This is a genomic window from Gardnerella sp. DNF01199S (genome assembly GCF_049244155.1).
Classification (GTDB): Bacteria; Actinomycetota; Actinomycetes; order Actinomycetales; family Bifidobacteriaceae; genus Bifidobacterium; species Bifidobacterium piotii.
In genome coordinates this window covers 731,389-745,234 of sequence record NZ_CP058380.1, presented here as the reverse complement: position 1 = coordinate 745,234, position 13,846 = coordinate 731,389, and the positions used below count along the sequence as shown (strand labels likewise).

The following is a 13,846-nucleotide window of genomic DNA, read 5'->3' as shown; positions in this document are numbered from 1 at the left end:
AAGATTTGCTGGCGATTTACTTGCAATCACTTGCAATCACTTGCAACGCAACTTCAATACCTCGAAGCATATCATCTAAACTCATAGAACTCGTGCTCGGCTTATTGAGAACCTGTTCAGGCAAATACGGAACGTGAATAAAACCGCTCTTAATTGGCAATTTTTTAGTCTGGCAATAATTACAAACACTGTAAAGCACGTCATTACACACGTATGCGCCAGCAGAAAAAGACACAGCCGCAGGCAATTTTGCTTTATTTAAAGCATCAACTATGTTCACAACTGGCAAAGTCGCTTTATAAGCCACATCACCATCCTGCACAACAGGCTCATACCAAGGCTTATATCCACTATTATCTGGTATGCGTGCAGCTCTACAGTTAATGCCAACATACTCAACGTTAAAACAAGCAGAACCGCCAAATTGCCCTAACGAAAGCACAGCATTAGGGTTAACTTCCTCTATTTTCTCAATAACTTTTTGCGCGCCCTTGTTAAATTCCGTAGGAATCTGCAAACGAACAAGTTCCACACCCTCAGGCGCATGCACTGATTGCGCAATCTCCCACGAAGGATTTATAGACTCATTATCAAACGGCGTAAAACCAGTAATCAAAATACGCATTACAATACCCCCTCATACAACTCTCACTTATCAAACTTTATAAAACTTTATCAAACTTTATCAAAATACATTGCAAAAACTGTATATACACTAATGCACTTGTATAAAACGGGTATTCGGATTTTATGGTGGAAAAGGGCTTATAAATCACCCTTCTCCAAATTCTTAATAAGTGTGGAAAAATCGACACCTAAGTTGTCTGTAATGTCGTGATCATTCACTTCATACCAATTGAAAGTATCGTATAACATAGCTTTATTGAAAGCACTTGAATTAAATCGTGGCTTACGCTTTTTATGGAGCTTCTCATTGAAAAGGATTTTGGCTCGTAAGGCATCAAACGAGTAACCTCTACCCATTCGCTCTACCTGCCTAATAATGCTGTTAATTGACTCCGTATAAGCATTAGTGAGCCTTTTATCAAAGTAGTTGAATATTTTTGTCTACGGCTCTCACGAGGTCTTTATATGCGTCTTTAGAGTTGCTGGACATACAACGGTGTCTCCATTGACTATAACGAAGATGACCTTCATCTGGATCAGGAGTATCCCATATCCAGTAAAACTCTTCTTTGAGTTCATAGGCTTCTTTTAAAGCAGGAAGATTACCTAACCAAGTATCTAAGAGGAATGATTCACGTTCATTTAGATCGTGTTTACGCTTTAGAAGGATAAACCTTTCACGCATAAGGGTACGTCTTTCTTTTTGGCCCATATGGGCTTTCAAAGACTTTCTGACGTTATCTAAGGCTTGATTAGCCATTCTAACTACATGAAACTTATCTACGACAACTTTAGCTTGTGGAAGGATAGTGTTCACTGCGTCTTTGTAGGGCTTCCACATATCCATTGTGACGTACTCAATGTAAGTCCTGTCACTGATTTCTGAAAGACGTTGGATGACTGTTTCCTTGTTACGGTTAGGCTTGATGTCATAAATAGTCCTGCGTTCAATATTAGTCAATACAAGCCGAGGTCTACGGATAATATGTATCTCGTCTATCCCAAGCCACTTAGGAGTTTCAAACTGGTATTCACGTTCTTTGAGTGCCACATAGTCCTTAAAAACGTTCCTAATGGTTTTCTCGTCAACACCAACGCTTTCTGCGACTTCTACAAAGGTCTTAGACATGGATTGCTCTTGAATGGACTTTAAAAGCCTTTCGGTCATACTACGCTTTTCATCTACAGATATTAGGCGTTCCCAGAAGGTAGATCCGCATTCACGACACTTGTATCGTCTACGGTTCAAATGTAAGCCCACTCGCTTTAAACGAATGGGCAAATCCATAATTAGTTGATTTCTTGAACTGTGTTTGTACAACTTGTCAAAACCACATTCAGGACAACGTTCAGGTGGTCCGACTGCTTCAACTTTAAACATCATATCGGTTTCATTTTCTTGTGGCGGTTCTATTGTTTTAATGTCTGGTAGGGATAATAAGTCTGACATATTATTCATCCTTTATTACTCTGCGGTGTTAAGGTATCAATTATAGATTTGATGTCGAAATCATCAGTGTTAAATTATTTTTGTGACCACAAATGCACTTAGAAAATCCCTTAAAGCATTAGCTGGTTCACTTGAATAGGGAGTTGTAAAAAAGTTCCCTTAGCCTGCACAACAAGATAATTTCGAAATATCTTTATCGAACGTAAGTGCAACTAATTTTAGCCCTTCAGCCATTGTTAAATATGGTGCTAGGGTTTCTGTTAAATCTTCTATCGTTAAGCCAAATTTAACAGCTAATGATGCTGCATAGATGACATCTCCTGCATTTTCAGATACAATATGAACCCCTAATACTTTTAGTGTTTCTGCATCTGCTACTAGTTTAAATACACCGGTTGTTTCACGGTTTACAATTGCTCTTGGAACAGCATCTAAAGGTAATACAGATGTCTTCACATCATACCCTTTCTCTTTTGCTTGTTCTTCTGTTAAACCAACCGTTGCAACCGTCGGATTCGTAAACGTAACAGCAGGAACTACCGATAAATCTATTTTTTTGTTTAATCCACCAATAGCATTATCAGTAATAATTCCACCTTCATAGGCTGCTACATATACAAATTGTGGTCCTAAAGTCACATCTCCTGCTGCATAAATCTTTTCATTACTTGTTTGACCAAAATCATTGATCAGGATTTCATTATTTTTTCCAGTTTCAACACCTGCTGCACTTAAATTTAAAGAATCCGTATTTGGTTTTCTTCCAGTGGCAACAAGTAACTGATCTGATTCAATGACTTCTCTACTGCCATTTACTGTTACGTAAACCCTTTTTATCTCTCCACTTTGTTCAACACGCTCAAAAGTTGCCCCTTTGACAAGGTTTATACCCTGTTCAATTAACGCTTTTTCAACTGACTCTGAAATCTCAGGATCATACTCCTTTAAAAGTCGCTCACTTCTTTGCATAAGCGTTATTTCTGAACCTAAATGATGAAATAGTTGTCCAAGCTCCATTCCAATGTATCCTGAACCAATTACAGTTAATCGTTTTGGTATTTTCTTTAACTCAAGAAGTGTTGTACTAGTTAAATAGTCCATTTTTTCAAGTCCTGAAATTTGGGGCAACGAAGGCGATGCACCTGTTGCAATTAAAAAGCGTTTTGCAGATAACTTTGTCCCATTGACCTCAACAGTACTAGCATCAACGAATTTTGCTTCACCTTTAATTAAATCAAAATTATATTCATCAATTAAATCCATATATTTTTGATTCCGAAGTTCGCTCACCAATTTATCCTTTTGCGTGATTAAACTAGCTAAATCCACTTCTCCAGCGGATGTTTGTAAACCTATAAACGGATTGTCTTTTGATAAATGATTGATTTCCCCTGCCCTAAGAAGAGTTTTTGACGGAACACAGCCAATATTCACACAGGTTCCCCCAACCGTTCCACGCTCAATCATTCCAACTTTTGCACCGTATTCTATAGCTTTAATTGCCGAAGAAAAGGCAGCAGCACCAGAACCAATAATAAGAAGGTCATAATTGTCTTCATTAATTAACGCCACGTTTTCTAGTGATGATACTTCTTCAATTTCTCCGGCTTGGTAATTTGCTTCATCAATCGCCTTTATTGCACTTTCAACCTCAATATCATCGGGCAGTTCAAATACTGCTTCACCACGACGATAACTAGACTCAATATTTTTAGCACCTATCTTTTCAAGTGCTGATTCTACGTGTTTTTCACAACCCGTACAAGTCATTCCTGAAATGTTTACCTTAAATTTATTCATAAAAAAGCTCCTTTCGTTAATTAATCTCTCATGTTAATGTTTCTATTATTGGACACGAATGTAATTTCTTTTCATCTGGACATCGTTGTTTTAAGTCGTCTAACATAGTTTCAATTCGTTTTAAATCCTCTATTTGTTTTTGCACTTCCTTTTGTTTTTTAGAAACAAATTCGAACATATCTTGACAACGAACTTCATCTTTATCTACAACACCAAGTAATTTATAAATCTCGCTTAAAGAGAAACCAAATTCCTGTATTCGTTTAATAAACCCAACACGCTTAACGTCATCATATGAATATATCCGATAACCAGCTTCCGTTCGGTGAGGTTCTTGTAATAAATTTTTTCGCTCGTAATATCTGATCGTTTCTTTATTAACTCCACATTTATCTGCAAACGAACAAGTTCCACGCCTTCAGGCGCATGCACTGATTGCGCAATCTCCCACGACGGATTTATAGACTCATTATCAAACGGCGTAAAACCAGTAATCAAAATACGCATTACAATACCCCCTCATACAACTCTCACTTATCAAACTTTATAAAACTTTATCAAACTTTATCAAAATACATTGCAAAAACTGTATATACACTAATGCACTTGTATAAAACATTCATGATTCTATTACTTATTTCACTTTTATAGCAAAGATTAAATGGTAATTACAACTTATACAATAATCGCAAAACAACACACCTAGACTCACGATTAGCCAGACTCGTCGTAGTGTAATATGATTAGCTACTAGCGCGTGCTTAACGAACAATGTTGTTAACAGCGCGCATAAAACCATATAAATACAGAAAATACAGATAAATCAAAAGTCAATGACGAAAAGAGATTACCGATGACCAAGATTATTCAGATTGGCGCAAATCATGCTGGCACTGCCTGCGCTAACACCATTTTGAGCTACCCAGGAAACGATCTTACAATCTACGATCAAAATAGCAACATTTCCTTCCTTGGCTGCGGTATGGCTTTGTGGATTGGCAAGCAGATTCAAAGCAGCGATGGCCTGTTCTACCAGAAGCCAGAAGATTTCGTTAAAAAGGGCGCTAAAGTAAATCTTGAAAGCAAAGTTCTAGACATTGATTATGCAAAGAAAGAAGTAACAGTCGAGCTTAAAGACGGATCTGTTATTCACGATTCTTACGATAAACTCGTTCTAGCTACTGGCAGCCTTCCAAACAAGCCACGCATTAAGGGCATTGACTTGGAAAACGTGCAAATGGTAAAGCTTTTCCAAAACGCGCAAACTGTTATTGCTAAACTTCAAGAGCGCGATTTTAATAACGTTGTGGTTCTTGGCGGCGGCTACATTGGCGTGGAGCTTGCGGAAGCTTTTAAGCGCCTTGGCAAGAACGTGACTCTCATTGACATGGAAGACCATATTCTTAACGGCTACTTTGACCCAGAGTTTTCCGATAATTTGAAGAGAATTATGGAAGATAAGGGCATTCACTTTGAGCTTGGTCAAGCTGTTGAAGAGATTGTTGGAGATACTGAAGTTAAGGCTGTTAAAACAAGCAAGGGCACTTACGATGCCGACATGGTGATTTGCGCTATTGGATTCCACCCAAATGTTGCTCTTGGAAAAGATCATTTGAAGCAATACGAAAATGGCGCTTTCCTAGTTGATAAAAAGCAGCAAACTTCCGACCCAGATGTGTACGCTATTGGCGATTGCGCTACAATCTACGACAACGCTCGAAGCCGCGTAAACTACATTGCGCTCGCTACTAATGCCGTTAGAAGCGGCTTGATTGCAGGCCACAACGTTTGCGGAACTCCTGTAGAAACCGAGGGCGTGCAAGGCTCTAGCGCAATGATGATTTACGATTACAAGCTTGTTTGCACTGGTTTGAGCTTAACGGCTGCTCAAAAAGAGGGCATGGACGTTGACTACGTTGATTTTGAAGATACACAAAAGCCTGCGTTTATGGAAGTTGAGAATCCAAAAGTTAAGATTCGCATTGTTTACAAGAAGGATTCTAAGGTGATTGTTGGATGCCAATTGGCTTCTAACTACGATATGTCTGCAGCAATCCACCTGTTCTCTCTTGCTATTCAAAAGAAAGTCACGATTAAAGAGCTTGCATTGTGCGATATCTTCTTTATGCCTCACTTCAACCAGCCATACAACTACATTACGATGGCAGCTTACACGGCTTTGTTGAAGGGATGATTAGACTTTTCTGATTAGCTTAGGCTGAATCACTTTTTCTGATTAGCTTGTAATTAGCTTAAATCGCGTTTATTAAACCAAGCAATTTGTTCTATAATGGAGCGGTTGCTTGGTTTTTTAATCATCCGCGCACAAATCGCGAACCAAAACGCGCATATTAGCGTAAGACGTACAAATTAAAACAAAGGAGTCTAGGATGAAGCAGCTATCTATTAAGCCAACTATTCACAAATTTGAAAATACGCGCGATTTTGCGCAAGAATTTAAGCTTGGCAAAGACGATTTGGTTATTACAAACAAGTACATTTGGGAGCCTTATTTTGGCAGCTTGAACCTTGATTGCAATGTGATTTTCCAGGAAAACTACGGCAAGGGCGAGCCAAGCGACGAAATGGTTGATGCAATTGTTCGCGATATTCACACTACCCCAAAGCGCGTGATTGGCATTGGCGGCGGCACCGTTTTGGATATTTCTAAAGTTTGTGCTTTGAAGCAAACAAGCCCACTCGAAGACTTGATTGATGGCAAGATTCCTGCACAAAAAGGCGCGGATCTTATTCTTGTTCCAACTACTTGCGGAACTGGCTCCGAAGTTACCAACGTTGCCGTGTTCTCTCTTACAAAACGCAACACTAAAAAGGGCTTGGCAAACGATGCTTGCTACGCTACAGACGCGGTTCTTATTCCAGAATTATTAAAGAGCCTTCCAGATTACGTTTTTGCAACCAGTTCTATTGATGCTCTTACGCATTCTATTGAGTCTGCACTCTCCCCTATTGCAACCGAGCTTACAAAAATGTTTAGTTACAAGGCTTGCGGACTTATTTTGCAAAGCTACATGCGAGTTGTTAAGGAAGGCAGCAGCGCTAAAAGCCAAGTTGTAGGCGACTTGGTTTCTGCAAGTCTTTACGCTGGCATTGCGTTTGGTAACGCTGGCTGCGGTTGCGTGCACGCTATGGCTTATCCACTTGGCGGCACTTTCCACGTGGCTCATGGCGAGACAAATGCTGCTCTTCTTACAAGCGTTTTGCGCTACTACTCTAAGCACAACTCTGAAAACAGCACTAGCGCTGAAAATACTGAGCTTTCTAAGCTTTTTGACTTTATGGCAAATATTCTTGAATGCCAAAAAGCAGACGTATTAAACAAACTTGACGAAGTTCTTAACACAATTTTGACTAAGCACAAGCTTCACGAGTATGGCATGACCAAAGACATGATTCGCGACTGGGCTTCAAGCGTTGTTAAAGAGCAGCAGCGACTCTTGAAGAACTCATACATGCATATGAGCGAAGATGCCATCGCCGAAGTCTATGCATCTACTTTCTAATATATAGTTAACAGTGAGATTTTCAATTATTAACGAAAATTTCTCATCTTCTCAAAAATAGACCCTACAAATCTTGTAGGGTCTATTTTTATTCTCACAGCTTGCTTACTTCGTCAGATTTCCATCCGTTAGATTTTCGTCCATTCGTTAGAATGCTGTTCGTTAGATTTCAGCAGGAGTCTCATACGAATTATCGAAGAACATGCGCTCCAGCTTTACTGCACGCGCAAAATATTCTCGAGCAATATCAGCATCCTTAGGACCAATACGATCCAACTCATCACGCAAGAACCCTACAAACTTGTGGAATCCTTCATAATCATGCAGGTCGATCCACTGGTAATGAACCTTGCGTTCAGGACGCTTACCTTCAGCGTTTGATGCCCACGTAAGATATATCCATTCCGTAACGTTTAACACGGCTAGCACGGCAGCATAATGTCCACTGTGAGCCGCGTCTAAAAACATCTTTTTAAATTCGCGAGTTGCTTCAGTGTCTGGAATTTTATTGCGGAAAGATTCAGGAGTATTAAATTCGTTAAACGCATCCACAAAATACGTATTCTCATCTCCAGCTACCTCACCAATATATTTCGAAAACACGAGACGAGAATCAAGTGTGTCTGCTGTCGTAACTGCAGCACCAAGCAAAGCCAAGAAACTATCTAAAAATCGGTAGTCTTGAATTAAATATCCAGCTAATACAGCATCATGAATAGTGCCCTCAACTAACTCGTTAACAAAACGATGATGAATAGCAGCATCCCATGTTTCGATATTCTCATTTTTTAATTCGTCGGTAAATCGTGCAGTCATTGACACGTCCTTTCCCTCTGTAACTCATATAAGCCCTTAGGTAGCTTAATATAATTGCGCATAGTTGCGTTAGCCATACAAGTTACGTCATATACGGTTCACATATAGTCGTATAGTTATGCACAACCGAGCACTGCTCGTACACCCAGCTGAACAACTACGCTAGTATGAACAATATCATAAGTAGTCATACTTAACTTGGGTACAAATTTGAGCAGCACTCGGTTGCAATTTTTATATTATGGTAACTTCAGTAACTTCAGCAATCACAGTAATTACTCCCTACTCATTGTCGTATTCTCATGCATCCAATGTAATTACAGGATGCAAATCAAACATTTTTACAGTACGCTTCATGCGGAAGGCAATGCTTGTTATAGCAATCGCAATAACGCCGAAAAGCACAAGCATTCCAACGCCAGAGACTATTTCACCACTGTTCTTTCCAGACATTGCTTGACGCAACCCCATAATCGAGTACGTCATTGGCAAATATGGGTGAACAGCTCTAAAGAACGATGGCGTCATTTGTACTGGGAACGTTCCTGCAGAGCTTGTGATTTGCAACATAAGAAGCACAATAGCAACTATTCGCCCTGGCATTCGGAACACCACCATAATCATTTGCATTATTGCCATAAAGACTATTGACGCTATAATCCCCAGCGCGTAGAATGCACCAACATTATCGATTTGGAACTTCAACGCTCCTTGAACAACGCCCATAAGAATAATCGCTTGCACTACGCCCATAATCACAAACGGCGTCAAGCTAACAAGCGCGCTTTTAAGCGGATTCATGCCGTTTAGTATCGCTCGCCTATCCATAACTCTCAAAACGAATGTTGTCATAAGAGCACCAACCCAAAGGGCGATAGAAATAAAGTAAGGTGCAAAACCGGTACCGTAGTTTTCAACGTGCGAATACTCGTGCTCCTCCAAGGAAACTGGTGCGCTCATCATCTTACTTTTTTGCTTAATATTGTTGATTTTGCTAGAGTTTTGTGCGCTTTTAAGACCTTCATGTAACTTTTTAGCTCCATCAGCAAGCTTTGGAGTATTTTCAGAAAGCTTTTGAACTCCAGAATTCAATTGACTTGATCCATCAACTATTTTTGCAGACCCAAGCGCAGCAGAATTAATACCATTATTGAGCTTTTCACTTCCGTTGCTTACAGCGCTAAGACCTTCCGCCAGCTTATTTGCTCCAGCGGAAAGCTGCGATGAGCCACCTCGAACGCTTGATATTCCTTTAGAAACGGCGTCAACTCCAGCTTTTATCTTCAAGCTACCAGAAGAAAGTGCTCCAGCACCTTGGCTCAACGCCGAAAGATTCGTCTCTAAGAGCTTAGAATTTTCGCTTAATCCTCCTGCAAGACCTTGCAATTTTTCTAACACAAGCTCTTTTGTTACAAGCGGATTTTGCGCTTCAACAAGCAATTGAGCAAGCTGATTTTTTGTAGCCTCGTTTCCAGCCTTAACATGCTGTTCAAGCTGCGCACTAGAATCTGAAAGCTTTTGAGCACCATTATATAGTTCGTCTGTAGCGTTATATAACGTTTGCGCTCCACTATTTAGCTGATTTGCGCCATTTGCCAAATCGTTAGTTTTTTGAGCTAAGAATTGCGCTCCATCTTTGCTTTGCGCATTTGCATTTTTAAGCGATTGCGCTCCCTTTTGAAGTTCGCTTAATCCGTTTTGTAGTTTTTGCAAAGACTGAGTAAGCTTAATCGATCCATAAGCAAGCTTATCTACTCCGCCATTAAGCGATTGCATTCCAGCGCTTAAATCGCCAGAACCACTCACTGCTGAATTAAGAGAATCAGAAGCAGAATTTACTTTTTCAAACATATGCTCCCAATATTCTTGAACAATCGCCTCACTAATTTCGCTTCTCATAGTGCGGAAAGCAGTTTTACCGATTTGTGAAGCCAGCATATTGCTTGCTTGATCGTATTTTACGTGAAGCTTTGCTTTAGTAGGAGTATCGTATTGCGCAGAAGCAATGCACTTACTAAAAGACGATGGAATAGTTGCTACCATAAAATAATCGCCATTTTTAAGGCCTTTATTTGCTTTAGCGCTATCTACAAAGTTCCACTGGAATCCTTCACTTCCATCTTTTTGATTCTTTAAACGATTCTTGATTTCATCGCCAACATTGCGCATTTTGCCATTTATCATCGCACCGTCATCTTCCACAACAAAAGCGACTGGAACGGTGTCTAGCGTTTTGTAAGGATTTGTAAACGCCCACAAGTAAAGCGATCCGTATAAAAGTGGAATCAAAGCTACGGTTCCAATAACAAGCTTTCTAGCTTTTCCTTTCATCGTATTGTTAATCTCACGAAATGCAAGAGCAATAGTATTAACGTGCATTGTTTTCACCACCATTTGCTTCACTTGTAGCAAGTTGAGAATCAGTATGAGAATTTTCTGTTTTCTCATTATTTGGCATAAGTCTTAAGACTTGATCCGCTTGCTTTTCTAACTCACTTTGCAAAACTCCAACAAGGCAGGAGCAGTAGTTTTTGCTAACATATTCGCGAATGTCTGCAAGTAAGCATTCGCTTTGCTCACTAGTAAGCTCCATCTCAATTCCATCAACAAATAGCAGCCACGGCTTTTTTAGCAAAGCCAACGCAATTGCCAAGCGCATGCGCTCGCACGGAGTCAACTCTCCTATTGCTGTTTTGTGAGGAGAAAATACTTTCCATTGAGTTAGCACGTTGTAAGCGTACTGCTGTAAAGCTTCACGGTTTTTAACATCATTTTTGTATTGCTTCAAAAATAGAGGCGAACGCGCTGCTAGTTTCAGCTCGCTCATAAGAACTTCTTCTATTGTTTGCATTTTGTAGAATTCGTTAATTCCGTTGAATAATCCCAATCCCACATATTTACGCGATTCTTTAAAATCGTTAGGAAGAGTTGCGTCCGCAATAGTAAGAGTTCCGTTCGTAAATTTCATATAACCAGACAATGCAAGCAGCAAAGCTGATTTTCCAGAGCCGTGTTCGCCTGATATTGCAACGATTTGATGAGGCTCTACTTTTAACGATACGTCCCAAAATGGTGTTCTTCTAAATATTTGTAAACCTAATTCTTTCGCTTCTATAAGCGTTTGTTCTTCTTGCATAATTTGCATGATTTGTTTGCTGCAAAATACCGATGGTATACATTTCTAAATGGTATACATTTTTAATGTTGCTATCGAAATTGCTATGCATTCCTCCTTTGTATCTAACTTTTTCAATTTTTCAATTTTTTGATTTTTTGATTTTTCAATTTTTTGATTTTCCTAACTTCAGACTCAATATTTAATTCTGATATCGCCTACAATGATTTTGGCGACTACCTCATATTGCTATGTTGCAACAAAAGGTTATAAATAAAGAGGCCAATTATTGACGTCAATCCCCCGAAAGTACTTTCATTGTACTCTTCAAGGTGAACAAATACTAACTTATTTTTGAACATTTTGTTCATTTGTCTATGTTTTGGTCATAAAAACACGCTATATATAACAAAATCTCACATTTTTGATTTAATCGTGTGACTTCTAATATTATTTCTGGTGAACATTACCTATAAGTTTGTCTAAGTATTTATATAAGTATTTATATGTGTTGTCATATGTTGTCAAGTAGATAATTGTGACCAATCAGAATGAGTATGATAATGTAGCTTTCAACGTTTTGTAGCGAGCGAATCAGAAAAACAGAAGCGAAAATGCTAGCTACAAAAATACCATTAGAGAAAAATAGCAAAATAGCAAAATAGATATAAAGGAAGCGAGAGGTAGCGAGAATGAGCAAAACTGACAACACGGCAAATCAGAATTCACGCGCAAATCAAAATACTGCGTCGAATCAGCAATCGCCTGCGAATCAGCAATCATCCAAACTACATCCCGACGTAAAAAATTACGTAAAACTATTTTTCAAAGAAAACAAGCTTGTAGCTTTTCTTTCGATGATAGTTTTTATTGCCTTGTCTATGATTTACACTGCTATTTCTTGGATTTTGCAAATTATTTTCGATTATATGGCTGGTAAAGGAGCTTTTTCTTTAGCTACTATTTTGCTGCTTGTAGTTTCCTTTATGCTGGCAATCTCCCTGATTTTCGCGTTAAAGCGCAGCGCGTATCCTCGCTTTCTTGAAAAAGCAATGAATCAGTATAAAGAGTCTGTTATTAAAAAGCTGTTAAAAAAGAGTTATAGCGATTTTTCGCTTGCAAATTCTGGAACATATCTTTCTGTGCTCACTAATGATTGTGAGCGTATTCAAGAAAAGTATTTGAAGAAGATTTTTGACTTTGTTCAAGACGTTCTTATGCTTGTAAGCTCGCTAGCTCTTATGATTTACTATAGTCCGTTGCTCACTGTTATTGCTCTTATTATTTCTGTGCTTCCAATGGCGTGCTCGATTCTTACAGCTAGCGGAATTGCCACTCGCGAGGAGCAGGTTTCTAAATCGAATGAGTCTTATACGGCCCTGACGAAGGATGTTTTGAACGGAGTTTCGGTTATTAAGAGTTTTAAGGCGGAGCAGGAGGTTATTAACCGTTATCAGAATCAGTCGATGGAGCTTGAGCATACAAAGAATCTTCGCGAAAAAACGATGACTACTGTTTCTGCTCTTGGCACAATTTCCAGCCTTGCAACTCAGCTTGGCGTAATGCTTGTTGGCGCTTGGATGGTTAACGCTCATGTTGGTGTTATTACTGCTGGAATGGTTTTAGCTTTCACTAATTTGATGAATGGCGTACTTCAGCCTATTGCAAGTCTTCCACAAATGCTTGGCGAGATGAAGGGTGCTAAGAAGCTTATTAGTAAGATGGCTGATTACATGAGTAACGCTAAAGAGGATTCTGGCGAGATTATTGACGATCCGATTAAAAGTGTTGTTTTGCGAGATGTTTCATACGCTTATGATGCGGATCGTAAAGTCTTGAAAAACGTAAATCTAACTTTGCAAGCTGGAAAATCTTACGCGATAGTAGGGCCTTCTGGTGCTGGTAAGAGTAGTTTGATTAATCTGCTTATGGGCTACTACAAGGATTATAAGGGTAGCGTGCAGCTGAATAATCACGAACTTAGCAATGTGAGCAAGAGTTCGCTTTATGATAAGACGACTCTTATGCAGCAGTCTGTGTTTATGTTTGATGCTTCGATTTTAGATAATATTACGCTTTTCAAGCCGTTCCCGGATGCGGAAGTGAATCGCGTGATTCACTTGGCTGGTTTGGATGATTTGATTGCCGCTAAAGGCAATGATTATCAGTGTGGCGAGAACGGTAGTCATCTTTCAGGCGGCGAAAAGCAGCGTATTGCTATTGCGCGAAGCTTGCTTAAAAAGTCCGAGATTCTGCTGGTTGACGAGGCAACGAGCGCGCTAGATAACGAGACGAGCGTTAACGTAACGCAGTCTATTTTGGATTTACAAGGAATTCTTCGACTTGTTGTAACTCACCGCTTGGATGCCAATTCTCTTAAGCAATATGATGAAATTCTTGTGATGAAAAGCGGCGAACTTATTGAGCGCGGAAGCTTTGAGGATCTTATGAATCAGAAGGCTTACTTCTACTCGCTTTACACTGTGTCTATGTAATACTGTTACGCTGGTTTTG

General features: G+C 39.4%; 9 protein-coding genes and 2 pseudogenes. 3 read left to right on the top strand and 8 right to left on the bottom strand.

Annotated features, from left to right (window positions below):
• Nucleotides 1–16: 16 nt before the first annotated feature.
• From HXT45_RS02925 to HXT45_RS02905, 5 genes and pseudogenes are all read right to left on the bottom strand, one after another.
• Nucleotides 17–625, bottom strand: a complete 609-nt coding sequence (locus HXT45_RS02925) for a pyroglutamyl-peptidase I (protein ID WP_415691274.1) — start codon at nt 623–625, stop codon at nt 17–19.
• A gap of 140 nt (nt 626–765) precedes the next feature.
• Nucleotides 766–2,077: pseudogene (locus HXT45_RS02920) on the bottom strand (ISL3 family transposase).
• Between the two features lie 159 nt (nt 2,078–2,236).
• A complete protein-coding gene (gene merA / locus HXT45_RS02915) occupies nt 2,237–3,877 on the bottom strand; it encodes a mercury(II) reductase (RefSeq protein ID WP_001031938.1) in 1,641 nt (546 codons plus the stop codon).
• A 28-nt stretch (nt 3,878–3,905) separates the two neighbouring features.
• Nucleotides 3,906–4,244, bottom strand: coding sequence for an Hg(II)-responsive transcriptional regulator (gene merR / locus HXT45_RS02910; RefSeq protein WP_115761820.1), 339 nt, complete (start codon nt 4,242–4,244; stop codon nt 3,906–3,908).
• A gap of 5 nt (nt 4,245–4,249) precedes the next feature.
• A pseudogene (locus HXT45_RS02905) lies at nt 4,250–4,384 on the bottom strand (pyroglutamyl-peptidase I); the annotation flags it as partial.
• A gap of 346 nt (nt 4,385–4,730) precedes the next feature.
• Between HXT45_RS02905 and nox the strand changes: the two are divergent.
• Together nox and HXT45_RS02895 are read left to right on the top strand one after the other, a co-directional pair.
• The gene (gene nox, locus HXT45_RS02900; protein WP_116285943.1) at nt 4,731–6,071 is read left to right on the top strand and encodes a H2O-forming NADH oxidase; all 1,341 of its coding nucleotides are present in this window, start codon (nt 4,731–4,733) and stop codon (nt 6,069–6,071) included.
• A 196-nt stretch (nt 6,072–6,267) separates the two neighbouring features.
• Entirely contained in the window at nt 6,268–7,401 is a 1,134-nt protein-coding gene (locus HXT45_RS02895) for a 4-hydroxybutyrate dehydrogenase (RefSeq protein WP_415696420.1), read from the top strand.
• A gap of 162 nt (nt 7,402–7,563) precedes the next feature.
• Here the strand turns inward: HXT45_RS02895 and HXT45_RS02890 are convergent, their stop codons facing one another.
• From HXT45_RS02890 to HXT45_RS02880, 3 genes are all read right to left on the bottom strand, one after another.
• On the bottom strand, nt 7,564–8,217 hold the full coding sequence (locus tag HXT45_RS02890; protein ID WP_415696419.1) for a TenA family protein: 654 nt from the start codon (nt 8,215–8,217) through the stop codon (nt 7,564–7,566).
• Nucleotides 8,218–8,517: 300 nt separating this feature from the next.
• Nucleotides 8,518–10,596 (bottom strand): YhgE/Pip domain-containing protein, encoded by a 2,079-nt coding sequence (locus tag HXT45_RS02885; RefSeq protein ID WP_004130169.1) that lies wholly within the window; start codon nt 10,594–10,596, stop codon nt 8,518–8,520.
• Entirely contained in the window at nt 10,586–11,353 is a 768-nt protein-coding gene (locus HXT45_RS02880) for an ATP-binding cassette domain-containing protein (RefSeq protein WP_032819532.1), read from the bottom strand. Before HXT45_RS02880 ends, HXT45_RS02885 begins: the two co-directional genes overlap by 11 nt.
• Nucleotides 11,354–12,024: 671 nt before the next feature.
• On the opposite strand from HXT45_RS02880, the gene HXT45_RS02875 reads away from it, so the two are divergent.
• Nucleotides 12,025–13,827, top strand: coding sequence for an ABC transporter ATP-binding protein (locus HXT45_RS02875; protein ID WP_004130173.1), 1,803 nt, complete (start codon nt 12,025–12,027; stop codon nt 13,825–13,827).
• Nucleotides 13,828–13,846: the final 19 nt, after the last annotated feature.